This is a genomic window from Cytobacillus luteolus, from assembly GCF_017873715.1.
Taxonomy (GTDB): domain Bacteria; phylum Bacillota; class Bacilli; order Bacillales; family Bacillaceae_L; genus Bacillus_BV; species Bacillus_BV luteola.
In genome coordinates this window covers 1-23676 of record NZ_JAGGKM010000012.1, presented here as the reverse complement: position 1 = coordinate 23676, position 23676 = coordinate 1, and the positions used below count along the sequence as shown (strand labels likewise).

The window sequence follows — 23676 nt, the reverse complement described above, 5'->3', positions numbered from 1 at the left end:
TTATTTTTCAAAAATAGGATACTAAAAAATAACTAGGAGGCTTTCAATGAATACAATGGATATTCTCGTTTTTATTTTTCTGTTCCCTGGTTATATATTTGGTTTTTTTACTGCTGTAAAGGTTGTTAAAAATAATGATAATGCAATTTTTTGGAGATTACTGAATAGAGGAGATGTTGTTTCCCAAAGAATTTCACATAATAATACATTAACTTATATAGCAATAACTATTACGGGACTATTTTCATTACTCTTCTATAAAATTGCTAAAAAAAGGTATAAATGAAAGACAAAGATTTGTTCCACCTTAGTGAATGGAGGTGATTGTTGGTGACCGAGCAAAACCCAGTTGAATTTACAGGAAAAGTTCTTGATCAAAGAAATAATCTAACAGGACCCGAGGATGGCGACAAACCATCTTACCCTAAAAGACCAAAGAATGTTTCAATTAATCAATCAAAAAGTAAAAAAGGATAAGGATGAAATAGAGAGTTCAGGCTGTCATCACAACAGCCTATCTTTTCCTCTAACTTTGGGTATTTCGTTTTTCTAGATAATCTTCATACGCTTTATCAACTCTAGTTTTAGAAGGCGAGATCGTAGACAATTTCTTATGTATCTCTGTTAGAAGATATAGCCCTCTAAATATACAGCCAACTACAATTCCAAAAGCAATTATACCTCCTACTAACGGTCCCATCATAAATAAAACAAAACCTAATAGTGCGCTAAGCACCATCGACAAAAGTAAATACATACTTAACCCCCGTTTATTAAGCCTTAGTGTTTACAAAATGTTTCCCTTGTTCCTCCGCTTTTACTTTTTTTAGTTCAGCTAACTCTCTTCTTAATAGCTTAACTTCATTTGATTGATCAATACCATTTGAGATTGCTTTTAATAGTAAAATAGAGAGCAGCAAAAAACACCAAGCATAGGATAATAATCAACTCTATTGACAATGATCTCTCCTCCGTCCCAAACAATTATTTATCAAACAATCTAATATCATATAAAAGAAGTTGAAAAGCTGAAAACGATAATAAAGGCAGAAAATAGTATATCAAAACAAGAGGTAAGCCTGAAATATTATCTACAAACAATAAACTTGTTGTAACTTCCATAATAAAAGAAAGAAAGAATGCAACGGGAATACTTATTGTTAATTTGAGCCCTTTACGTTCATTGGTCCCTTCAACAAAACAGGCAATACTGATGAATACTAAAAGAATAATTTATATAAAAAGCATAAATACTCCTTCCACCTGTAATAAAAATTATTATGTGTTTTATTCCTTTAATTCTTTAGGTAGTCTAAATGTTCCATCACTATTAGGTAAGAATGGAACGACATTTGCAACTGCGTCAACGTTCATACCACCATAAATATGTGGGTAGAGTTTTCCAGTTTCATATAAATCCTCATACACAATTTCTGCTCTAACTTTAATAGAGTCAATGCATAGTAAAACTAAGTTTTCCTGTCCCTTATATAAAAAATTTGCTACTTCTAACACCTGATCTTTTGTAGAACAATGGATAAAGCCTTCATCTTCAAGACTTGAAGGGGTGTACATCCCTTCATTTTTTGCCTTTAACCATGTATCTACCTCTAAAATATGTAAAATCATCTATTTACCTCGTTTCTATTGATATTTAAATGCTTCAACAAAATATATTTGTAAATTATACCATATAAGTAATCTATTTTAGTCACAAAAAAGCGACCCTACATAGGTCGCTTACTACTTATTGTTTTTCTTCCCTAGTAAAAACCCTTCAAACAATCTTCCGCCATGGGGTTCAAGTACACTATCTACGATTTGAATTACTTTATGTTTTTCACCCGTTTGATAATAACAGTCAAAAGCGTCTACAAAACGTTTTGCAAACTCTTTATCATATTCCTTTAATGACCGGTAAATCCATTTAGATGTACCGATCCAGTTCTTATTCGTTCTTAATACAAATTCACTTACCATTTCAGCGAGTGTTCCAGCTATAAAAATCTCTTCAGCTCGTTGTTCACTTCCTATAAAGTCATCCAACGTATCAGTTATAAAATAGCGTTTGATCCTTATGATGTCTGACGACCACTCTTCGGGACCGTTCTCTAACAGTAGGCATGCTTCATTCTTTATAGAGCTAATTATGCCATCATCCTTTAAAACAAAACCTTCTGAAACCATCCTGGGTAATGAAGGTCTAGCTCTTTCACAATCACTTATAAAAAAGGATTTGTACGAGTCTAAATTATGTACAAATAGTTCGATATGCCACCCAAACTTAATGCTAGATTCCCTGTAGGAAGAATCCATTTTGCTATCAAACACAATAATATCAAGATCTGATGTATCCGTAGCTTCCCCTCTTACAACACTCCCCGCTAGCAAGGCTCCATTACAATCAGGATAATACATGTTTACAAACATTTCTGCTGCTTGAAATGGATTAATGATCTTCTCCTCACCCACATTAAACTCTCCTCTATTATCGATTTTGCTTTGACCATAAACAATAGATATTCACTGCTAAAAAGTAGATAACTGCAGATCCAATACTAAAAGCAATGAAATTAATAAGCTTATACTCTTTTAATAGTAATTCAGTATTATAGTAGAATTCTAACTCATCATTAAGTGATAAAGGGACAGTGAAAATGGTAAGCAACAAACTTATAGTTAGTAATACACCTATATAATTTAAAACTGCACGTAAGTTTAAGTTTTTTTTGTTTGACTATTTGTCTTCACATTAGGCTTATAATTAACCTGCATATGAACACTCCTTTTCCTCAAGTATGTCTCTATACATACGTTCTAATACTGTAAAAGGGTTCATTATAGGAAGACGAATGATGATTATGTTTAGTTTCATCAATGTCACTCCATACAGGGCCAAACAAGTTTGATAGTAGTAAAATCAAGACAAACATAATAGTAATGTTCAGAGGGTTTTGACAAAAACGGGCAATCAAGCCATTATTATTAGATTCTCTTACAATTAAATAAAGTAAGATAAATGACAATACTAGGAAGAAAACAAAGAGTAATCGAGTGGATAGTTCATGATACTGTGGCAATACCATTTCACCCAACATCGCACCCATCATTCCACCCATTAATCCTGATAAAATACCATCTAGAAAAGCAATAATACCATAAAGCGAGCCTAATGCACCACCAATTATGACGCCAAAACTGACACTATAAACAGTTGATATAAACAAGTTACCCTTAAATGCAATTCCGAAAATGACTCCACATAAGAGACCGATAATCATACCAATCCCCATTGCGACAACCATACCTGACATCAAAGAAACCTTGCTTTTATTTTGAAAGCTTATGTAAAAAAGAGTACTTAAAATAAAGCATACGACCAAAATCATCGATAGCAAACCGGCAGACATAGTTCGTTTCCCCCTTGTTGTAGATAGTTCAGTATATGTGGACAAGAGAGAAAATAGAAATTTTTACAGTTTTCGCTTGTTTTTGAAAAGTACAAAAGCCAAGATTCCAAGTGATATAATTGAAAAAACTAATTTTTGTTGCCATTCCATTTGAAATACAAAATTAACAGAATAAGCCTCTATTAACAATGCTGGAACTTTGCCAACGGTACTAGCAACGGTAAATAATCCAATAGATACCTTTCCAATTGCTCCTGCAAACGTTACGAGTCCAGATGGAACAAATGGTAGCAACCTTAGTGAGAGAATAAGCAAAAATGCATCTTTACCTTCAGATTGAATTAACTTACCTAGCTTAGGATATTTTTCTAAATGTTTCTTAGAAATATTCTTAAAACCCTTTCTATATAATAAGAATGCAACTAGTGCACCAATTGCTTCACCAGCAAAAGAAATTAAAGTTCCTTGAACAAAACCAAAGAACAAAATATTTGCAGCTGTAACAAAGACACTGGGAACAATTCCTAAAACTGCAACAAGCACACTTGCTAGCAAACTAATTAGTATTGCCATCTCCCTATATTGAAAAAACAAATCTAATAGTCTTTCTTCCATGAAATCACCATTCTATACTAAATTTATATTGTAAAAAAAGAACAACCCAACTTGAGTTGTCCTTTAACTAATTATACAATTTTTCAAAAATTTCGCACCTGTCAACTGTATATGTGACACCTCAACCATTAACAAGAGTCTACCTTAATAGTTTGAAATCAACTCAATCATCTTATCTTCAATCGCTTTTCCCTTTGTGTCCTCTAATAAATTATTCAGAATAATTGAGAAGATCAGCTTATTTCCACTTTTCGTATCAATATAACCTGATATTGAACTTACAGTTGTCAAAGTACCTGTTTTAGCATAGACATTCCCAACAGTACTTAGACGATGTCGTAAAGTTCCTCCAGTCATCCTATCCATATTACCAGCAACAGGTAGTGATTGAAGATAAACAGGAAACCAGGGTTGCGATTGGCTATTGAAAAGTAGCTTTGAGACCTCATTCGTCGATATTAAATTGATATGAGATATACCCGACCCATCTCGAATAACACACGAAGCTGTATTCAGTCCAAGTTTTGACATCTCTGAATTCATGACATCGAGTCCACTTTCCCAGGTACCAGAACCTTTTATTACCCGACCCATTTCCTTAACCAGCGTTTCAGCATGGACATTATTACTAAGCTTCATAAAAGGAATGAATAAGTCCTTTAACGGCATTGAATGGTGATCAGTGATTGGTGTTGCCTCATTCGGGGTCTTATCAAATCTTGATTTACCTACTACTTTAATTTCTTCTTTATTCAAGGCTTGTTTAAAAAGGTCTAAAGCTAGGCCAGTCGGCTCCCAAACGGCGACCCATTCTTTGTAAGGCTTCGAGTCAATCGGTATCCTTCCTTGTATTAATATTTCGTTCGATCCATGCTTACGGGTAATTTCGAGCTGCTTCTTTTCTTCATTCTCTACTGTTATAACCCGGTTTTTGATAACCACATAGTTCGTTTTAGGTGTTACTTTAATGATAGCTTTTTTTCCCGCTTTATCACCAGGTCGGACGCTAATTCGTACTGCTCCTGTATCATAATCCTTATCCGGAGCAGCTGTTAGAGCAGAAACTTGTCCACCGTAATAAGCAGTTTCATCACTCCATGGTAAATCTACCGAATATCTAACATCATCATACCAACTGTCATCAGCTATCAGATCACCACGAATATATCTAATTCCCTTTTTCGAAAGCTCAGAAGCCATCTGATCAAAGTCTTCTGTTAATAGGGTTGGGTCCCCTTTTCCTTTTAAAAAAAGATTCCCTTTTAATGTGTCATTTCGAACTTTTCCATCTGTTAGGATCTCTGTCTTAAATGTGTAATTCTCTCCAAGCGCTGACAGGGCAGCGGCAGCTGTTAACAACTTCATGTTAGAAGCGGGCCGCAGCCTTGTATTGCCATTATGCTGATAAATTAGCTCCCCTGTTGTTGCCGATCGAATACTAACTCCTACAATGGTTCCTTTTAAATCTGGCTCATTTTCCAAAAAGAGGTTGAGCTCGGAGGTTAACGAGCCTATTTCTGCTGCTTGCACTGTTTGAATTGGTACACTATAGATAAAACCCACTAACAATAGAAGGATTATCTTTTTACGAATTATCTTTCTGATGACTTATACCACCTTTCAATCATCTATGGTAATAGTTCTTATATCGAGATTGTGAACGGTCTGCATGACATTCATTACATATCTGAAATGAAAAGTCCCATGGAAGCTGCTTATTACATTTCCTGCATTTCTTCTTGATTTTTTTCACTTCGGTAATTAGGCTATCATGCACCCCATCACTAATTTCTTCTCGCACTCGTTCCCAATAGAGCGCCTCTGTACGCCTTTCTAACCGATACAAAAAGAGAAGATGTAATCCGACAGCTTTATAGGAAAGCTCAAGTTCTTCAAGTGAACCTGTCTTAATTCGTGGTTCAGGTAATTCCTCTCGATTAATAATTGCATACATGGTTTCCTTCCATTGATCTGCCAACCCAGGGTCATGTGGTGAAAAAGGTAAATGCAGAAAACCATACAGCTCTTGCACCGAAAGTCTTGCTTCTATATCAGTATCTCTAACCATCTCGTATAGTTCACGTTCTTCAGCGAGCGATGCCTTTTTTGTTCCCTTTGGGCTTTCAAACTTTTCCCATAGTTCAAAGAATGCACCTAGTTTTCGTGAATAACGCTGAAAACGTTCAAATACACTTGAAGTTGGTGCAATTGCAAAAGATGAAATAGAGATATCCTCCTTCTCAAGAAGCTTTGTCATTGCTTTTATATCCGAGGTAAAAGCAACCTTCCCAATGTCATATATGCCTTTTCTCCCAGCTCTACCTGCAATTTGCTTCACTTCTTGGGAAGTCAATCTTCTTCTTCTTGTTCCGTCAAACTTCTCATTTTCTAAAAAAACAATCCTGCGAATCGGTAAATTCAATCCCATTCCAATGGCATCCGTTGATACAATTACATTGGTTTCACCATTTATAAAACGTTGCATCTGCTTTTTTCGTGTTTCAGGCGGCATACTTCCATAGATCATACTAACAGATCGTTTAGTGTTTTGAAGATGAGAGGCAATTTCCAATACACGCTTTCGCGAAAAGCAGACGAGTGCATCTCCTTTTTTTGTATCTTTAATGTTAAAGGTCTTTTGTTCAACCTCTAATGGAATTTCACGTTCATATTCCTTAATTTCAATATCTGAATCACCTAAAAGCTGCAGAATCATTTGTTTCATGTTTCTACTTCCGATAATATGAACCTCATTTGCATTCGCTTTTGTAATTGCCTTATACCAAGAAAAGCCTCGGTCCTTATCGGAAATCATCTGTGCTTCATCAATGACAACAATGTCATAGGATTCCTTTTCATGGAACATCTCAACCGTACTAGAGATATGATTGGCTCCTTTAGTGAGTTTCTCTTCTTCACCAGTCTTTAAAGAACATGGAATTCCGTCTGCATTTAATTTATCATATACTTCTAATGCTAGAAGGCGTAATGGAGCTAAGTACAATCCACTATCCGCTTCCTTCATTCTTTTTAATGCCTGAAAGGTCTTTCCGGTATTTGTTTCACCTACATGTAGGACATACCTTATATTCCTGCCAGCTGGTGGACTGTATTCTCTTCCAAAAATGTCCTCAAGCATGCGTTTTTCTTCTTGCTTCTTACGTTCAAGTTCGGCTTTTTCTTCAGCAATTTTTCTTTCTCTTTCTGCAAGGTCTTGCTCAAGTTTCTCTCTATGAATTTCTACATCGAATGGTAAATCCGCAACATTAAGAAGATCTGAAAGGTATTCATCATTTATTCGATAAAAGAAAGATTCAATATAGTCATACATTTGCTCAAGTATCAAAGAACCCATTACTTTTTCGGTTAGAGCTTCATTAAAGCTATCCTGATATTGACTTAAAATGTTAGGTGATAGCTGGGAAACCAACCATTTAGGTATAAATTCTGACAAGTAATTCGTAATCAGTCTTTGATAAACATAAAAATACGTTTCATATTCGTAATGTCTTTTCTCCCATTCAAGAGAAACCTTATGAACACTCCCTGTTAACGTTTCCAAAAAATCAGAAACTCTTGTATTATAGATAATCTCAAAGGCTTCGATCTCAGTTAAAGATTCCTCAATTTTGACTGGGTCAATTGTTTCGTACATCGGCTTGCTCTTAATATCACTTTTTAACTTACACGCAACAAAGTAACGTAGATAGAGATAAAGTTCTTCTTGCTTTTTGCGAATTAATTTTAAAGACGTTCTTGTTACTCGCTCTTTAATAGCTTCTTGTTTTTCCTGTTCCTCTGTTTCTTTTTGCCGTTTAATAAATTGAATTCTCGCTTTTGAATAAGATTCTACCCAGAGATCTGAATTTGACTTATAGGTTGATGTAAACCATTCATTTACATCAAATGGTCGATATTTTCTCATCTCAGTTCGAAATAATTTGATAATTAATCTTCTATCAAGACCCTCGACATCATAGCCTACTTCCTGAAGGTGTACTTTTTTAAGATGTTTTGATACAGCATTTGTGCTTTTATTCAGCCACACATTTAGCCAAATTTGATCTATGTAATGGTTCCGCTCTTCTATATATTCCTCATATGAAGGTAATTCCGGCCTCAACTCGAAAAACCGATCAAGATCTTCAAGTACTTTTCGTTTCGTATGTTCTACTGCATTTTGATGAATTGCATTTAACTGTTCCATTAAGTTACTCCTTTTATTACAACATTTACCCAATTCTACCTTGAAATTCGGTATAAATTATTCTTTAGTATTTGTATTAAGATACTAAATATTTGTACCAAGATAAACAAAAAAGCTCTAAGTGGGACAAACCACAGAGAGCTTTGCTACGAAATTAAATAAAATGGACGGTCTACGATGTTTTCACGTAAGAAATAGTTATCTAAGAACAGCAAAACTTTTTCCTCGTATTCTTCTTTAAAATGCTTATAGCTTCGGATATGCCCACCCTTCGGAGGCATCCATAATTCACTATTCTGTGAACTTTCATGTAATAATTGAGACTGACTATAAGGGATTGCTCCATCTTTTTTACTATGAATAAAGAAGAGACCTTTACCAGGCGGATAATCGTCCGCTACTGCAATTGGCTTAACCTCACTTATTTTAAATTCTGGGAACAAGTATTCAGCAATTGTTGTAAATCCAACTGCTAAAAACTCAGGTAATCCAGTCCAGTAAGAGAAGCTCTCTCTTGTATAAGTTGCAAGGTCAGCAAAGGCACTATCCGCGATAACAGCCTTCACTTCTTCTGATTCGATCCCTGCTAAAATAGAAGTTGCAGCACCCATTGACCAACCCATTAAAGCAATATTTTTAACCCCTTTTTCATAACTCGAAAAGTTAATAGCACTTAATAAATCGGTTTTTTCCTTGTAGCCGATGGTAGTAGGACTTTTTTCAGAAAGCCCTGAGTTTCTGAAGTCAAACATCAGAACATGGTACCCCTCATTTGATAAACGCTTCGCCAATTCTAAGCTATCAAAAGGCATCTTAGTTCGGTTATATCCATAACCATGAGCAAAGATAACCGCTTTTTCATTTTGTAAAATAGGTGTATTTTTTGTTGGGATCCACCATCCACTAAGTGTTATATTGTCCATGACATTGTAGATTTTTATTTCTTCATACTCTAACCCATAATCTGTTGGAACTTGGTCAATATCCTTTATCATTGGATTTGTAACTTTATACCCAATTAAAATGGCAGAAGAAATAAATAATGAAATTATTAGTAAAATAGAAAGTGCTGTAAATGTTACAATTCTTTTAAAGTTAAAACTTTTCCGGAATACTAAATTCATCACTATCCCTCCTATCAAATTCCCTTGAGAAACAAGTAAACCCAACTTTCCACATAGGACTAAACTACTTCTTATTATTATTATATTCTAATAATGCTTTTTTGGGTAGGCTAATTCACAATAAATTCACAAATTTTTAAAATATTCTAATTAATTGCCTTTTTATTCCAGAATAATTTCCTGAAATATTTGTAATAAATACTCCCTTTTCACCTTGGATATAATTGGGCCTATTTATACATATGTATATAACGTATAATTACCTGTTGAATCATAGGAGGTGATACTTTTGGCAGATACAAAGCAATTTGTCTTTTTTGACTTTGAAATGCTTTGTTCCAATCGAGGAATGCCTTTTGAGAAGATGGAGGCAATTCGTCTTGGAGCAGTAATCTATAACATAGAAACAAAGGAAACGGCATTTTTCGACCGTTTTATAAAACCTTTAAGTAATGAACCTCTTTCAGTTTTTTGTAGGAAGTTAACAGGGATATCAGATACGGATTTGGTAGGTGCTAACTGTTTTTCAGTTGTGTTTGAGGAATTTTTAACCTGGGTAGGCGGAATAAAGAAGTCTCGTTTCTTTTCATGGTCCAAGAGTGATTTGATGCGCTTGAGACTTGATGCAATGTTACATAAATTACCTGAGACGACTATTTCTAAAATTGAAAAAAGATATGTTGATTTTCAAGACATTTTCACAAAGCGAGTAACCAAAACAAACTATTCAGTAGAGAATGCCCTTAAACTTTACGACCTTTCATTTTTTGGTGATGCACATAATCCTATGTATGATGCTTTTAACACCCTTCGGATCTATTTGGAGTTTCTTAATAATCCTTTCAAATCTGATCTTATAATGCTTCATCATTATGTATTTGAAGGGAAAGAGTATAAATACGAGCAAATCCACAGAGAAATAAAAAACCAGTTTAATGAGGACTGTGCTATCTATTTTTCAGAACTTCGTGATATGTATCGAATGAAGGATGCATATAAGGTTATTAAGAGGACAAAGAAGCTAGTTGATAAATATGAAAATATTGTTGTAAACCGAGCAAACATTTTTTCAGAACAATTGAGTATCAAAATCACTATTTTTATACGGTTTTATCATGATCTTCTTCTTTCCTATGAAGAACATGCTGCGTATGCTTCAAAAATTATGATCTTAGATGATTATATGATGAAGTCACACAAAGACCAACTCCTGAAGCAAGGATAATACCTGCTTGCTTCATACATATTGCTTTAATTAAAAAAATGAAGTAGCTACCTAAACCTCCTACTAAAACCCACTTAAAAGAACCGGTATTTCTACCGATTCTAGACATTTATTATTTTCCGATAAACATTTGTGTCCAATGGTGCCCACTTTGTTGGTACCCAACACCGATATGTGTAAAGTCTTTGCTCATAATGTTTTTACGGTGTCCTTCACTGTTCATCCACGCTTGTACAACTTGCTCTGGAGTTTGTTGGCCTTGCGCAATGTTCTCCCCAGCAGTTTTATAGCTAACACCGAAATCCCTCATCATATCAAATGGTGATCCATACGTTGGACTTGTATGTGAGAAGTAGTTATTCTTTTGCATATCATTCGACTTTTCTCTAGCAACATTGCTTAATGATGTATCTGCTTTTAAGTCAGGTAAGCCCGCTTTTCTTCTTTCTGCATTCGTTAAATCAATTACTTTTTGCTCTGCCTGGCTAATGCCCTGTGCAGGAGCTTGTTTTGCTGTTTCTTGCTCTTGTGCCGGTTGTTCTTGTTGAGCTGGTTGCTGCTGCTCTTGTTGCTGTGCTGGCTGTTGTTGCTCCTGTTGCTGCGCTGGCTGTTGTTGCTCTTGTTGTTGTGCTGGTTGTTGTTGCTCTTGTTGCTGTGCTGGTTGTTGTTGCTCTTGTTGCTGTGCTGGTTGTTGTTGCTCTTGTTGCTGTGCTGGTTGTTGTTGCTCTTGTTTTTGCGCTGGTTGCTGCTGTTGACCTGTTGCACCATGTTTCCCTTGTGCACCAGTTAAAAATTTAAAGTTACGGTTACCTTGGCCTTGTGCTTTGCCTTGACCTTGACCTTCACCTGACTTCACAAACTTAAACTTTGCTTCTTGAATTAATACTGCTTTTGTATGTGGAAACTTTGAGCTCGGGATATTTGTTTTATCATTTGAAATTGAAGTTGTACCCATTTCCTCTTCAATCACAACATTATTTTCACGACCCATATCATAGGCTTCTGAACCTCTAAGACCTAACGGACTGTTAGCATAATCCCATCTGCTTCCTCCATAATATGGACGGTCATTATTGTTACGGTCTTCAGCTGCATTGTTATAGTCATTACCACCCATGCCACGGTCTGTTCCAAAAATACCTGTATGTCTATTGTAACGGTCATTATTAGTTAAGACCTCATTATCATAAGTATTTCCGTTCCCAAAAGTGGTGTTATTCCCATTATTGTTTCTATTACCATAAATAGCATTATCATCAGCATTTCTAGTTCCATACAATCCTCGACTACCATTATCATTTCGAGTTCGATCCGGATTGTTTCCTCTTACCCCATACATACCATTATCACGATTCGTATCTCTTGTACCGAATAAACGATCATGGTCATTTACATTTGTTCTGTTATTATTGTTATTTCTAGTGTCTAACACTCCTACACGATTATTATCTCTCGTGTTTAGAATGTCATCGTTATACCTATTCTCCAATGCACCATAGCCGTTATTTACTCTATCATCTAATGCATTGTTGTCGGCGTTATTACATGCTACTAAGCCAACTAATAAAGAACATGTAACAACACTAAGTATCTTATTTCTTATCATTTGTTACGCCTCCTCTTTTCTAAAAAAATGGTCTTACACGTATATTTTTCTTTACTTTCTCAAAAAGTATTAATGGAAAAAGAAGAGAATAAAAAAGACCAAATCTTTTTACAGATCTGGTCAAATCCTTATTTCAGTTGCCATTGTTCTAAATCCCATACTTGTGTCACCCAACTTTTATAGAATTCTGGTTCGTGGGATACAACTATGATTGTTCCTTCATATTTTTCTAATGCAATTGCTAATGCTTCTTTAGCTTGAAAATCTAGATGGTTTGTTGGTTCATCCAAAATAAGCCAATTACTGCGTTCTAACATTAGCTGACAAAGTCTAACCCTTGTTTGCTCACCACCACTTAAGGACTGAAGTGGTTGATAAATATGGTCAGTCTTTAAACCACTTTTTGCTAAAACTCGCCGTACTTCTTTTTGAGTCATTTTTTCATGAAGTGACCAAATAAATTCAAGTGGCGTTTGTTCACTAGTCGTATTCCACTCCTGTGCAAAATAGGAAGGATTGACATTTGATCCAAAAGAAACAGTTCCTTTTAGTGGTGTCACTTCACCAATAAATGTTTTTAATGTTGTTGATTTACCAATACCGTTATAACCAGTAATCGCAACCTTCTCCCCCCGCTGCAACTTGAAGGAAAATGGCGGTAATAGTGGTTTTACATAGCCTATCTCTAAACTTTTTACCTCCAGGACGACATTACCTGGTCGCTCACTCACATTAAATGAGAATCTAGGCCTAGGACTAAGTGAAGGTTTTTCAATTCGGTCTATTTTCATGAGTTTCCTTTCACGATCTTTTGCCTGCCTAGACGTTGAAGCCCTCACCTTATTTTTTTGAATATATGTTTCTAATTTCTTAATCTCTGCCTGTTGTCGATCATAAGCAGTGAAAATTTGGTGCTTTCTTAATTCATAAGCCTCTTCAAATTTATTATAATTTCCAATATATCGTGTTAATTGCTTATGTTCTAAATGATAAATCACATTCACCACTTCATTCAAAAAGGAGGTATCATGGGATATTAAAATAAATGATCTAGGGTAATTTTTCAAATAATCCTTCAACCATTCTATATGCTCAAAATCAAGGTAGTTCGTAGGTTCATCGAGCATTAAAATTCCAGGTTCCTCAAGTAGTAGTTTAGCAAGCAACAGCTTTGTCCGTTGACCACCGCTGAGATGACTGACATCTGTGTCCATTCCTAACGCAGTGATCCCTAACCCACTGGCAACTTCTTCAATCCTAGGATCAAGCATATAAAAGTCATGACTTTCAAGTAACTGTTGCACTTCTGCAAATCTCTTTAAAAGCTGTTCTAGTTCTTCCCCCTCAAGTCCTCCCATTTTACTAGAGAGTTCCAACATTTCTTGCTCAGCTTCATATAAGTATTTAAAAGCACTTTGCAAATACTCTTTGATAGTCATACCTTCAGTTAAGTCTATATGCTGCTCTAAGTACCCAATCCGTACATTTGGATGATAGTCAATCTTTCCTTTATCAGGTTGGATAGATCCAGTTAAAATCTGTAGAAGTGTTGACTTGCCAGCACCATTTGGTCCAACTAATCCTACTCTTTCTAAATTTAGCAGTCTGAATTCTATATCTTTAAAAATTAATTTATCACCAAAATAGTGTGTTAAGTTCTCAACATTTACTATACTCATCGTTACATACTCCTTGTTACTAAAACCAATTTATTATGCTTAATTGAACATGATATAGGCTAAAAAGTAAATAGGCTATTTTATGAAAAATTTAATAGAATAAAAACCCTTTATTTTCCACATCATAATATATATTACATAAGAGTAAAGAGGTGTGTGTCACAATGGGTATTTTAAACTCTGTATCTGATTGGTTTGCGGCAAGGCATGAACGAAGAGTACTTGAGATGGAATCATTAGGGCGTTGCCCGATGTGTAATGGAAAAGGCTTTAATTCATTTTCAATGTATGAATATTATTATGCTGAGCCAGTGGAATGCGCAGGATGTTACGGAAGTGGTAATTACACGGATTGGTATGATGGGAACGAACAATAAATTTAAAGGTCTGATTCCTAACACTAGGCATCAGACCTTTTTCGTAATCGCTTACAAATATTTAGAAAATACAACCTTACCTTTTATCACTGGGGCACCATCTTGATTTACAGCCGCTACATCAAAATGAACTTTATTTTCAGCAGTCTCAACAACTTTCGCTTTCAATGTAATCACATCTTTTAGAAAAACCATACCCCTAAATCGGATTGTGTAATTTTCAATAAAACCTTCCTCAAGATATGGAGTAAATAACTTTGATAGATTCCCCATTGTCCACATTCCATGTGCAATGATTCCAGGTAACCCTACCTTGGTTGCTTCCTCATCAATCGTATGAATAGGATTATAATCACCTGAAGCACCAGCATATTTTATTAAGTCAATTCTAGTTACAGGTGATAATTGAACTTCTTCTAAGGATTCGCCGACTTGAAACACTTCTATCGTTTTCATAATCCCATCGCCTTTCTTACAGCCTCATTGATGATAATAACCATTTTCTCACTAAAAATGTTATTACCCTCTATGTCATCACCGTAATTTTTTAAAACTAAAAATATCATAGAACCTTGGCTACCCGACCTTTCGTATACACTTTCAACCTCTGTATAGCACTGAACTTCCTCGCCAACTAATAGTGGTCGATTATAATGGTAGACCTGTTCACCATGAATCAATCCCTTATTAGGGAGGTTAAATCCCTCGATTGTCCCATAATCTAAAACCCTTGGAAAAGTTGGAGGTGCTATATTTTGCTGATATCTTGAATTTTTACCTGTATCCTCATCAATGAATAAGGGGTGAAGGTCTCCGATTGACTCTGCAAATTTCTTTACAGCACCACGTTCAATAATATTTTTTACTGGATTTGAGCGTTTCCCAACTGCCTCTTTTAACATACTTATTCACCTCTCAATTTAGTTTTTAGGCCCACCAGCAACATACATCACTTGACCACTCACAAAAGATGATCTTTCATCAGCAAAAAAGGCTACTGCATTAGCGATATCAGTTGGTTTGCCACTGCGCCCTACTGGTATTTGGGCTACACTATATTTAATTAACTCCTCAAAAGGAATACCAATTCTCGCTGCTGTTTCCTTTGTCATTTCTGTTTCAATAAAACCCGGTGCAACAGAGTTTGCTGTAATTCCATACTTACCTAATTCAATGGCCAATGTTTTCGTTAAACCTTGAAGTCCTGCTTTTGCCGTAGCATAATTTGCCTGACCGCGGTTTCCGAGGGCAGATGTAGAAGATATGTTAATAATTCTACCGTACTTTTGTTCTACCATGTATTTCTGAGCTGCTTTCGTTGCATTAAACGAGCCTTTTAAATGAACATCCATTACGGTATCCCAGTCTGATTCAGTCATTTTAAATAAAAGATTGTCACGAATAACACCTGCATTATTTACGAGTATATCAAGAGATCCAAACTCAGAGACTACTTCTTCCATCGCAGCTTCAACTTGTGCGGCATCAACAACATTGGCAACCTTTGCAAAAACTTCATAACCTTTTTCCCTTAATTCAGCTGCTGTTTCTGTTAAAGCTTCTTCATTTACATCAATAATGGCAACCTTTGCTCCTTCTCCTGCAAATTGTTCAACAATTGCTTTACCAATCCCTCTACTCCCACCTGTTACAAATGCCACTCTTCCTGTAAATCTACTTGTCATTCTTATTTCCCCCTTTAAATTATTCTATTAAATAAATTGCCCAACCTTTACATTTCCTTTTAATAGATTACGAGCAATAATTAAACGCTGAATTTCATCTGTTCCATCATAAATTCTCCATAACCTTGCCTCACGGTACCAACGCTCAATTGGAAGTTCTTTTGTGTAACCCATTCCGCCATGGATTTGAAGGACTCGGTCTACTACTCTATTTCCCATATTTGATCCATATAGTTTTGCTATCGAAGCTAGATGACGGTTATCCTCACCTTGATCAAGCGTGAAAGCCGCATTTAAAGTAAGCCATCTTGCCGCTTCAATCTCTGTAGCAGAGTCCGCAATCATCCATTGAATGGCTTGTCTTTCGGCGATTGGTTCTCCAAATGTGATTCGTTCCTTCGAGTAATCAATCGCCATTTGAAGTAATCTCTCAGCAGCTCCAACTGCGCGTGCCCCGACAATCCATCTTGCAAAACCAATCCACTCTAGTCCTAACTTATAGCCTCCATGAATTTCTCCTAATATGTGACTCTCAGGAACTCGGACATTATCGAACACTAAACCAGCTGGTCCTCCCTCTCCCATTGTCGGGATAAACTCTGACTTCCAGCCCATTTCACGGTCAACTATGAAACAAGTTACACCCTCTCTTCCAGTCGCTTGGTGCCTTTCTTTGTCCGTGATTGCAATGACCATTACAAAGTCGGCTTCATTTCCACCTGTTATAAATGTTTTTTCACCATTTAATACCCATTCATTGCCATCCTTAACTGCAGTCATCTTAATGTTTCTCGTATCTGAACCTGCATCCGGTTCTGTCATCGCAAAACATGATTTTTTCTCACCGTTAATCGTTGGAAGTAGGTATTTTTCTTTCTGTTCATCATTTGCGTAATAAAGAATGTTGTCGGCTGAGCCACCAAATCTAAAGGGCACGAAGGTTTTTGACGTTTCCATTGTTACGAGAGCTAACATCATTTGCCCAAGATCTGCCCCTCCATATTCAGCAGGAGTATTAATTCCCCAGAAACCAAATTCCTTTGCTTTAAGCTGAAGCTCTTCAATCTTTCCAGGCGGTAGGCTTGGTCTTCCTTCTCTCTCATTTCTAAGAACATCATTTTCCAGAGGCATTAATTCATTCTCAACAAACCTACGGATCGTTTTCTGAACCATTCGCTGTTCCTCAGTCAAACGTAAGTGCATAGCATCCTCCCCATTCTAATTCGATATTAGATTTGAAAATACCTTCCATACCAAACGGTTAGTATGTATAATTCTATTTTATTTGATATTTCAGAAAATAACATTCTTTTTTTTAGAAAAAGATATAAAAAAATTTTGGTTAATTAAGTATTTTTAAAGATTGATTAAGTATTTTGAGTGAAAAGGAAAGTATTTTCGAGAATTAGTTAAGTATTTTATCGTCTTTGTTAAGTATTTGGTCTTTTTAATTAAGTATTGTAAATAAATGGATAAAACAGTCCGGGTTTAGCACACTTTTTCATGGGAATTTTCTATCGTAACATTAAAAAGCCCCTAACTTAGGGGCTTTTTAATCAATTAATGCTGTATTTGGGCACTACTTATGCTTTTTTTTTCATCTAAAAGTGTTTTAAAGTTAGTTTTCAATAACCATTTTGTTAATCTTTCAATATCTGCTGAAAACACACGGTCCTTGGTAATCGAAGGAACCATTTTACGCCCCTCTTCAAAAACACTACGCGTAAGTGGTGCCATATTCTCTATTCCGCGATATTCAACGGCTTGCATAGCACACATCAACTCAATTGCTAATACCCTTCGGACATTAGCAATAATTTGATAAGCATGTCTCGAACCGATTGTTCCCATACTCACATGATCCTCTTGGTTGGCTGAGGATGGAATAGAATCAACACTTGCCGGATGAGCCAGTGTTTTATTTTCTGACACAAGAGAGGCCGCTGCATATTGCATAATCATAGCTCCAGATTGTAATCCAGGCTGTGGACTTAGGAATGGCGGCAAATCATTTAGCTGTGGGTTAACCATCCGTTCAATTCGTCGCTCCGAGATGTTTGCTAACTCAGCCATTCCTATTTTTAGAAAGTCCATTGCAAAGGCGATTGGCTGTCCATGAAAGTTCCCGCCTGACAGCACTTTATTACCACCATCAAAAATAAGTGGATTATCGGTTGCAGCATTCATTTCAATTTCTAACTTTTCTCTAACATAGCCTAATACTTGAAGTGACGCCCCATGTACTTGAGGTATACACCTCAAGGAATAAGCATCCTGAACTCTAATCTCACCTTGCCTTGTTGTTAATTTACTGCCGTCTATAAAACTACGAATTCGCTCGGCTACTTCAATTTGTTCCTTATAGCCTCTTGCTGTATGGATATCTTCATCAAAGGCATCAACAATTCCTTGTAAACCTTCTAATGTTAAAGCCGCAATCGTATCCGCTTGTAAAGCTAAGTTTGCAGCTTCAATGTAATTAATCAAGCCCATCGCTGTCATAGCTTGAGTACCATTGATTAACGCTAAACCTTCCTTCGCCTTTAATGAGATCGGCTGTAAACCTGCCATCTCAAACGCTTTAGCCGTTGTCATTCTCTCGCTTTGATATACAACTTCCCCTTCCCCTACTAAGCATAAGGCAATATGTGATAGAGGGGCTAAATCACCACTAGCTCCTAATGAACCTTGCTGTGGTACGACTGGATGTATTCTGTGATTTAATAAATCAATTAATAACTCAACAGCCTCCCTACGAATCCCTGAGAAACCTTTTAATAGGGCATTAACTCGGAGCATTACCATTGCTCTTGAAACATGCTCCGGAAATGGTTCGCCTACCCCACACGCATGGCTACGAATTAAATTTAGTTGTAATTCGTCTACATCACACTGGTCTATATATACATCACTGAACTTACCAAACCCAGTAGTAATTCCATAAACTACTCTTTTGTCTTCGACGATGTCATCAACCGCTTTTCGACTTGCTTCCACTTGGTCCCATACATTTTCTGGAACTTCTACTATTTCAAACTCGTAGATCACTTTTTGTGCTTTATCAATGGTTAATGAATTTCCTGTAAGTTTCATCTTAAAACCGCTCCCTCTTCATATTCGTTAAAATATAACAAAAAGGGAGCCATACCAAAGTAATGATTCTAAGAATCATTTTTGGTATAGCCCCCTATTGACTAATTACTATGGGCTAGTAATTTTATATATGATTTATTCCAAGGCCAATTGCCTCGTGTTCGGCCCCTTTTACCGGAGCTCCGATGGTTCCATAGAGTGCAACTGCAATCCATTCTCCTTCAGCATCTGATTGGTAAGGCTTTCCTCTAACTACAGAAAAACTTAAGCCAACGGATCTCAAGACTGTTCCAAGAAGAACTTGCCCTCTTGTTACACCGTGTAGTGCCTCCATAATTGCATGATATAAGGCATGCGTTTCACGATACACATCATTTTCAATGACGCCATTTCTCTTGGCAGCGGTTTCAATTGCAGCCACAATCTTATTGGTTTCCATTGAACCTGTTTTACCCTGGCAGAATACAAAACCTTGTATTCTTAAATCTTTAATATATTCCTGATTAACCTCGTCTGGACCGAAAAGTGCTAAGTGCATGGCATTTTTGCCAATTCGATGATCTGGTTTTACATCCATTCCTTAATCACACAATTCTATGTTTATTTTAATCTTATAATCTAATACCTAATGTCTACTTACAATTTTATAGATGGACCATTAGAATGTCAATGTGAGTAGTAAAAATATTAGAAAAACTCACAGGAATATATATGCTATAGGTGTAGCAAAAATTAAAGTAAGAATTGTTCTTTCAACCCATAAGACTAATAGTTTTGGAATACTTATTGGAATTTCTGTTGATAAAATACAAGGTATTAAAGCTGAGAAAAATAGAATTGCTGATACAGACACAATTCCAATGACAAATTTAGTTATCATAGGTGCATCAACTACTAAAAGTGCCGGCAAGAACATTTCAGCTATCTCAATAGCTGAAGCTTTTGCAGCTAGTAATGGTTCAGGAATTTGTAATAATAAGGTGAACGGGTAGTAAATATAACCAAGAATATCAAATACCGGGGTATACTCCGCAAGGACTAGACCCAATAACCCTACTGATAAAATAGATGGTAAAATGCCCATTGTCATAACAAATCCATCTTTTAAGTTAGCAACGATATTTTTTACTAGGCTAGGCGAATTTTGAGATGCATTCATTGCATATCTCCAAGCAGTTTTTAAACGGTCCTTTTTTATAACTTCTTCGGGGCTACCTTTGCCATTATAATATTCCTCACTAATGCTTTTCAGTGGCCAGATTCGAACTGTAACCGCAGTCACTAAGAATGTAACAACTAAGGTTGACCAAAAATACACATTCCAAATTTCCATTAGTCCTAGCGTTTTAGCAACAACAATCATAAAAGTTGCTGAAACTGTTGAAAACCCAGTAGCGATAATTGTCGCTTCTTTAATTGTATATTTTCCTTCCTTAAAAACGCGATTTGTAATTAGTAAACCAATAGAATAACTCCCTACAAATGAAGCGACAGCGTCAATTGCAGATCTTCCTGGTGTTTTCCAAATTGGTCTCATTACAGGTTGTAATAACACTCCGATAAACTCTAATAAGCCATACCCAACAAGTAAAGCCAAAAAGACAGAACCAATTGGCACTAGCACTCCAACAGGTATAACTAGTTTTTCGTACAGAAAAGGTCCCATACTTGGGGCAAATAACCACTCAGGGCCTGCTTTGAAAACAAGCATGATTGCAACAACTAATCCAACTACTTTAAACATTGAAAATAGGGTATTCACCTTATTTTTATTCCATGTTCTTGTGTAAAACGGATAAATTGCACCTAGCAAAATGACAATCAATGCATAATACGGTACTGCAGTTGAAAATGTGGTGTTAATCCATGTTACTAAGTGATCTAGTGGAATTGAGGATTTTTCTCCAATTGTAATAGGAATAAAAAACATGAAAATCCCAATTGCACTAAATAAGAAAAACTTCACTAAATTTGACCCTTTGTTAAGGTCTGGATTGTAACCAACATTTAAATTTGTCTTATTTTCCATAAACTCTACCTCACCTTCTTTTATTTATTTCTGATATTTCTGAAAACTCTTTTTAGAAAAGTAGTGATGAACACTACTTTTAAGACCTCATCGCAAATCCTGTCAAAAACGACAACATCACATGTACCCCAGCTTTTACCGTTGCTTCCCCAACATCTTTATTCGGGTCAAGGCATACAATGTCCATCGCCTTTACCTTAGAATATTGGCCAGCAATAGTAACTGCTTCGAATAATTCATCTGTTCTCATCCCGCCTGGAGAAGAAGCAGGTGCCCCCGGAGCAATCCCTATATCAAGAACATCCATATCAACTGTTAAGTAAATTGTGTCTACTTTTTCCGAAAGTTCATCAAGGGCTGCTTGAACAGTTGCTTCTATGCCCCTTCTTCGAGCTTCCTTTAATGTAATATAATTTAGCTTAACTTCATCAGCATAGTGTTTTAATGACTTCGAATTGAAGAAGCCATGTAAACCAATATTGTAAATGTTCTCGCCTTTAACATATCCACTCTCAATTACGTTCCGAATTGGAGTGCCATTTGCTGGACCAAACTCTTTCATGTCACGTAGATCGAAGTGAGTATCAAATTGCAGAATCCCTATCTCTTCATGTGGGTGGGACTTTTTCCAGCCTTTAATCAGCTTGGCTGTGATTGAGTGGTCCCCTCCTATCACAAGTGGAAAGGTTGACGGATGGTTCGTGCGCATTCCTTCCATTGCCTCAACAATGTTTCGATGACATAAAGCAATATCTGTTACGTGCTGTCTTACATCTCCTAGATCAACTACATTTAATTTCACTAAATCAACATCATAATCAAGGTTATAGGTAGAAAACGACTTCCACGCTCTTCTTATTGCATCAGGATTTTCACTTGCCGCTGATGCACTAATGGAAGACCGAGAAAGTGGAACCCCCAGGAGGGTTACATCATACTGGGACCAATCCGGAGTTTCGCCTTCATTGAGTGTTTTTATCCACTCATTGACCTTAGGTTCTGTAATTCCATCACTCTTTCGCCACTTAAAATTAGGTGGATTCAATAATGGATACGGATATTGCATCATAGTAGTCTCCCGTTCTGAACAACTAATTTCCCTGCTTTAACAACTGTATCTGTATGGTTCATTCCATAATGATAGATTAATTGATAGAAATTAGGCACGTTGAAAATCGTGATATCTGCTTTCTTCCCTTGTTCAATACTTCCTACCTCATGACCTCTCTTAATTGCATGAGCCGCATTAATAGTTGTAGCAACCAATACTTCAGCTGGAGTCATCCCCATTTTCAGACAGCCTAAGTTCATGATAAATGGCAAGGAAATCGTTGGTGATGAACCTGGGTTACTATCTGTTGATAATGCAATCGGTACGCCTGCATCAATCATTTTACGACCATTTGCAAAATCAGCCATGAGGAAAAAGGCTGTACCAGGTAAGAGGACACCGATTACATTCTTTTCAGCCATCACCTGAATTCCTTCATCGGATACACGTAATAAATGGTCAGCAGAAACTGCTCCAACCTCTGCAGCTAATTCCGCTCCGGCATATGGTTCAATTTCATCAGCATGAATTTTTGCTAACAGCCCGTGTTTAACACCCGCCTCTAAAATGCGTTTGGATTGTTCTGGTGTAAACACACCTCGCTCACAAAATACATCGTTGAACTCTGCTAAGCCTAACTCTGCCACTTTAGGAATCATTTCATTTATGACTAAGTCCACAAATTCTTCGGGAGTTTCCTTGTAGTTTGCCGGAACTGCATGTGCACCCATGAAAGTACTTACAATATCAATTGGATGCTTCTCATTTAGAGAATTTGCTACTTCTAATTGCTTTAATTCATGCTCCCATGCTAGACCATAGCCACTTTTCGCTTCTACAGTTGTAACTCCGTGAAGTAGAAATTGATTTAGGCGTTTATAGCTTTGTTCAAATAGTTCTTCATGAGTTGCTTCTCGAGTAGCACTAGTTGTTGAATGGATACCTCCACCCGCATTCATGATTTCCATATAAGATGCGCCTTGAAGTCTCATATTAAATTCATTTTCACGGCTTCCTGCATGGACAAGATGGGTATGCGGATCAACTAACCCTGGTGTAACAATTTTTCCGGTAGCATCGATAATGTCTGCTTCAGCAAGGCGATTTTTGTATAATTTGCTGACTTCTACATCTGTCCCAACCGCTTGTATGATGCCATTCTCAAGCCACACACTACCATCTTCAATAATGTGTAGTTCGTTCATGTCCTGTCTTTTTAAAGGTGCAGTTGAACTATCTTTTATCGTTATCAGCTGGTTTGCATGTCTAATAAATATTGGTTTTTGTGTCATCTTGAAACTCCTTTCTTCAATTTAATCTTTTTCTGATTTCGGCAAAGTGAGGTCACATGAAAGAATTTATGAGCCCTCTACTTCTGTTTTTTCGGCAAGTGAGGTCACATAAACGAATTTATGAGCCCTCTACTTCTGTTTTTTCAGCAAGTGAGGTCACATAAATGGATTTATGAGCCCTCTACTTCTGTTTTTTCGGCAAGTGAGGTCACATAAATGGATTTATGAGCCCTCTACTTCTGTTTTTTCAGCAAGTGAGGTCACATAAATGGATTTATGAGCC

23 protein-coding genes are annotated in these 23676 nt (G+C 36.5%); 4 read left to right on the top strand and 19 right to left on the bottom strand.

All coding sequences use genetic code 11. The annotated features are described in order from the left end of the window. Window positions 1-46 precede the first annotated feature (46 nt). Window positions 47-286, top strand: a complete 240-nt coding sequence (locus tag J2Z26_RS21170; protein ID WP_193538681.1) for a hypothetical protein — start codon at window positions 47-49, stop codon at window positions 284-286. Between the two features lie 44 nt (window positions 287-330). After that, a complete protein-coding gene (locus tag J2Z26_RS21165; RefSeq protein ID WP_193538683.1) occupies window positions 331-477 on the top strand; it encodes a hypothetical protein in 147 nt (48 codons plus the stop codon). A 49-nt stretch (window positions 478-526) separates the two neighbouring features. Here the strand turns inward: J2Z26_RS21165 and J2Z26_RS21160 are convergent, their stop codons facing one another. The 8 genes from J2Z26_RS21160 to J2Z26_RS21125 form a co-directional block, all read right to left on the bottom strand. Further along, window positions 527-757, bottom strand: a complete 231-nt coding sequence (locus J2Z26_RS21160; RefSeq protein ID WP_193538685.1) for a hypothetical protein — start codon at window positions 755-757, stop codon at window positions 527-529. A 530-nt stretch (window positions 758-1287) separates the two neighbouring features. After that, on the bottom strand, window positions 1288-1629 hold the full coding sequence (locus J2Z26_RS21155) for a DUF952 domain-containing protein (RefSeq protein WP_193538689.1): 342 nt from the start codon (window positions 1627-1629) through the stop codon (window positions 1288-1290). A 114-nt stretch (window positions 1630-1743) separates the two neighbouring features. Beyond that, the gene (locus J2Z26_RS21150; protein ID WP_193538691.1) at window positions 1744-2472 is read right to left on the bottom strand and encodes a nucleotidyltransferase domain-containing protein; all 729 of its coding nucleotides are present in this window, start codon (window positions 2470-2472) and stop codon (window positions 1744-1746) included. Window positions 2473-2804: 332 nt separating this feature from the next. Next, the gene (locus J2Z26_RS21145; RefSeq protein ID WP_193538695.1) at window positions 2805-3410 is read right to left on the bottom strand and encodes a hypothetical protein; all 606 of its coding nucleotides are present in this window, start codon (window positions 3408-3410) and stop codon (window positions 2805-2807) included. A 63-nt stretch (window positions 3411-3473) separates the two neighbouring features. Further along, window positions 3474-4025 carry a TVP38/TMEM64 family protein gene (locus J2Z26_RS21140; RefSeq protein WP_193538697.1) on the bottom strand — a complete coding sequence of 184 codons (552 nt, stop codon included), beginning with the start codon at window positions 4023-4025 and terminating at the stop codon, window positions 3474-3476. 144 nt (window positions 4026-4169) lie between these two features. Then, a complete protein-coding gene (gene dacB / locus J2Z26_RS21135; RefSeq protein WP_319638083.1) occupies window positions 4170-5588 on the bottom strand; it encodes a D-alanyl-D-alanine carboxypeptidase/D-alanyl-D-alanine endopeptidase in 1419 nt (472 codons plus the stop codon). 61 nt (window positions 5589-5649) lie between these two features. Then, complete coding sequence (locus J2Z26_RS21130) at window positions 5650-8232, bottom strand: DEAD/DEAH box helicase (protein ID WP_193538699.1); 2583 nt, start codon at window positions 8230-8232, stop codon at window positions 5650-5652. 146 nt (window positions 8233-8378) lie between these two features. Continuing rightward, a complete protein-coding gene (locus J2Z26_RS21125) occupies window positions 8379-9356 on the bottom strand; it encodes an alpha/beta hydrolase (protein WP_193538701.1) in 978 nt (325 codons plus the stop codon). Window positions 9357-9645: 289 nt separating this feature from the next. On the opposite strand from J2Z26_RS21125, the gene J2Z26_RS21120 reads away from it, so the two are divergent. Beyond that, window positions 9646-10581, top strand: coding sequence for a 3'-5' exonuclease (locus J2Z26_RS21120; protein ID WP_193538702.1), 936 nt, complete (start codon window positions 9646-9648; stop codon window positions 10579-10581). A gap of 112 nt (window positions 10582-10693) precedes the next feature. Here the strand turns inward: J2Z26_RS21120 and J2Z26_RS21115 are convergent, their stop codons facing one another. Both J2Z26_RS21115 and J2Z26_RS21110 read right to left on the bottom strand, forming a co-directional pair. Beyond that, window positions 10694-11572, bottom strand: a complete 879-nt coding sequence (locus J2Z26_RS21115; protein WP_406565571.1) for a CAP domain-containing protein — start codon at window positions 11570-11572, stop codon at window positions 10694-10696. Window positions 11573-12315: 743 nt separating this feature from the next. Continuing rightward, on the bottom strand, window positions 12316-13866 hold the full coding sequence (locus tag J2Z26_RS21110; RefSeq protein WP_193538705.1) for an ABC-F family ATP-binding cassette domain-containing protein: 1551 nt from the start codon (window positions 13864-13866) through the stop codon (window positions 12316-12318). 164 nt (window positions 13867-14030) lie between these two features. On the opposite strand from J2Z26_RS21110, the gene J2Z26_RS21105 reads away from it, so the two are divergent. Further along, a complete protein-coding gene (locus tag J2Z26_RS21105; RefSeq protein ID WP_193468351.1) occupies window positions 14031-14243 on the top strand; it encodes a methionine aminopeptidase in 213 nt (70 codons plus the stop codon). Between the two features lie 51 nt (window positions 14244-14294). On the opposite strand, the gene J2Z26_RS21100 is transcribed toward J2Z26_RS21105, so the two are convergent. The 9 genes from J2Z26_RS21100 to hutI all read right to left on the bottom strand — a co-directional run bounded on the left by J2Z26_RS21100 (window position 14295) and on the right by hutI (window position 23393). Further along, entirely contained in the window at window positions 14295-14699 is a 405-nt protein-coding gene (locus J2Z26_RS21100; RefSeq protein WP_193538707.1) for a MaoC/PaaZ C-terminal domain-containing protein, read from the bottom strand. Then, window positions 14696-15145 (bottom strand): MaoC family dehydratase N-terminal domain-containing protein, encoded by a 450-nt coding sequence (locus tag J2Z26_RS21095; RefSeq protein ID WP_193538709.1) that lies wholly within the window; start codon window positions 15143-15145, stop codon window positions 14696-14698. The genes J2Z26_RS21100 and J2Z26_RS21095 overlap by 4 nt, the downstream gene beginning before the upstream one ends. Window positions 15146-15163: 18 nt before the next feature. Beyond that, a complete protein-coding gene (locus J2Z26_RS21090) occupies window positions 15164-15928 on the bottom strand; it encodes an SDR family NAD(P)-dependent oxidoreductase (RefSeq protein ID WP_193538711.1) in 765 nt (254 codons plus the stop codon). Between the two features lie 27 nt (window positions 15929-15955). Beyond that, the gene (locus J2Z26_RS21085; protein WP_193538713.1) at window positions 15956-17131 is read right to left on the bottom strand and encodes an acyl-CoA dehydrogenase family protein; all 1176 of its coding nucleotides are present in this window, start codon (window positions 17129-17131) and stop codon (window positions 15956-15958) included. Between the two features lie 357 nt (window positions 17132-17488). Then, on the bottom strand, window positions 17489-19021 hold the full coding sequence (gene hutH, locus J2Z26_RS21080) for a histidine ammonia-lyase (RefSeq protein ID WP_193538715.1): 1533 nt from the start codon (window positions 19019-19021) through the stop codon (window positions 17489-17491). A gap of 124 nt (window positions 19022-19145) precedes the next feature. After that, a complete protein-coding gene (gene hutP, locus J2Z26_RS21075) occupies window positions 19146-19598 on the bottom strand; it encodes a hut operon transcriptional regulator HutP (RefSeq protein ID WP_193538717.1) in 453 nt (150 codons plus the stop codon). A 120-nt stretch (window positions 19599-19718) separates the two neighbouring features. Next, the gene (locus J2Z26_RS21070; protein ID WP_193538719.1) at window positions 19719-21050 is read right to left on the bottom strand and encodes a YjiH family protein; all 1332 of its coding nucleotides are present in this window, start codon (window positions 21048-21050) and stop codon (window positions 19719-19721) included. Window positions 21051-21129: 79 nt separating this feature from the next. Then, window positions 21130-22116 (bottom strand): agmatinase family protein, encoded by a 987-nt coding sequence (locus J2Z26_RS21065; protein WP_193538721.1) that lies wholly within the window; start codon window positions 22114-22116, stop codon window positions 21130-21132. Then, window positions 22116-23393 carry an imidazolonepropionase gene (gene hutI, locus J2Z26_RS21060; protein WP_193538723.1) on the bottom strand — a complete coding sequence of 426 codons (1278 nt, stop codon included), beginning with the start codon at window positions 23391-23393 and terminating at the stop codon, window positions 22116-22118. Before hutI ends, J2Z26_RS21065 begins: the two co-directional genes overlap by 1 nt. Between the last annotated feature and the right edge of the window lie 283 nt (window positions 23394-23676).

Bases quoted from the DNA above. Each gene is read 5' to 3' on its own strand.
- J2Z26_RS21090 (WP_193538711.1), bottom strand. From the start codon at position 15,928: ATGACAAGTAGATTTACAGGAAGAGTGGCATTTGTAACAGGTGGGAGT.
- J2Z26_RS21145 (WP_193538695.1), bottom strand. From the start codon at position 3,410: ATGTCTGCCGGTTTGCTATCGATGATTTTGGTCGTATGCTTTATTTTA.
- J2Z26_RS21130 (WP_193538699.1), bottom strand. From the start codon at position 8,232: ATGGAACAGTTAAATGCAATTCATCAAAATGCAGTAGAACATACGAAA.
- J2Z26_RS21095 (WP_193538709.1), bottom strand. From the start codon at position 15,145: ATGTTAAAAGAGGCAGTTGGGAAACGCTCAAATCCAGTAAAAAATATT.
- J2Z26_RS21140 (WP_193538697.1), bottom strand. From the start codon at position 4,025: ATGGAAGAAAGACTATTAGATTTGTTTTTTCAATATAGGGAGATGGCA.
- J2Z26_RS21105 (WP_193468351.1), top strand. From the start codon at position 14,031: ATGGGTATTTTAAACTCTGTATCTGATTGGTTTGCGGCAAGGCATGAA.
- J2Z26_RS21160 (WP_193538685.1), bottom strand. From the start codon at position 757: ATGTATTTACTTTTGTCGATGGTGCTTAGCGCACTATTAGGTTTTGTT.
- hutH (WP_193538715.1), bottom strand. From the start codon at position 19,021: ATGAAACTTACAGGAAATTCATTAACCATTGATAAAGCACAAAAAGTG.
- J2Z26_RS21110 (WP_193538705.1), bottom strand. From the start codon at position 13,866: ATGAGTATAGTAAATGTTGAGAACTTAACACACTATTTTGGTGATAAA.
- J2Z26_RS21070 (WP_193538719.1), bottom strand. From the start codon at position 21,050: ATGGAAAATAAGACAAATTTAAATGTTGGTTACAATCCAGACCTTAAC.
- J2Z26_RS21065 (WP_193538721.1), bottom strand. From the start codon at position 22,116: ATGCAATATCCGTATCCATTATTGAATCCACCTAATTTTAAGTGGCGA.
- hutI (WP_193538723.1), bottom strand. From the start codon at position 23,393: ATGACACAAAAACCAATATTTATTAGACATGCAAACCAGCTGATAACG.
- hutP (WP_193538717.1), bottom strand. From the start codon at position 19,598: ATGGATGTAAAACCAGATCATCGAATTGGCAAAAATGCCATGCACTTA.
- J2Z26_RS21125 (WP_193538701.1), bottom strand. From the start codon at position 9,356: ATGAATTTAGTATTCCGGAAAAGTTTTAACTTTAAAAGAATTGTAACA.
- J2Z26_RS21170 (WP_193538681.1), top strand. From the start codon at position 47: ATGAATACAATGGATATTCTCGTTTTTATTTTTCTGTTCCCTGGTTAT.
- J2Z26_RS21085 (WP_193538713.1), bottom strand. From the start codon at position 17,131: ATGCACTTACGTTTGACTGAGGAACAGCGAATGGTTCAGAAAACGATC.
- J2Z26_RS21100 (WP_193538707.1), bottom strand. From the start codon at position 14,699: ATGAAAACGATAGAAGTGTTTCAAGTCGGCGAATCCTTAGAAGAAGTT.
- J2Z26_RS21155 (WP_193538689.1), bottom strand. From the start codon at position 1,629: ATGATTTTACATATTTTAGAGGTAGATACATGGTTAAAGGCAAAAAAT.
- J2Z26_RS21115 (WP_406565571.1), bottom strand. From the start codon at position 11,572: ATGGGTCGTGAAAATAATGTTGTGATTGAAGAGGAAATGGGTACAACT.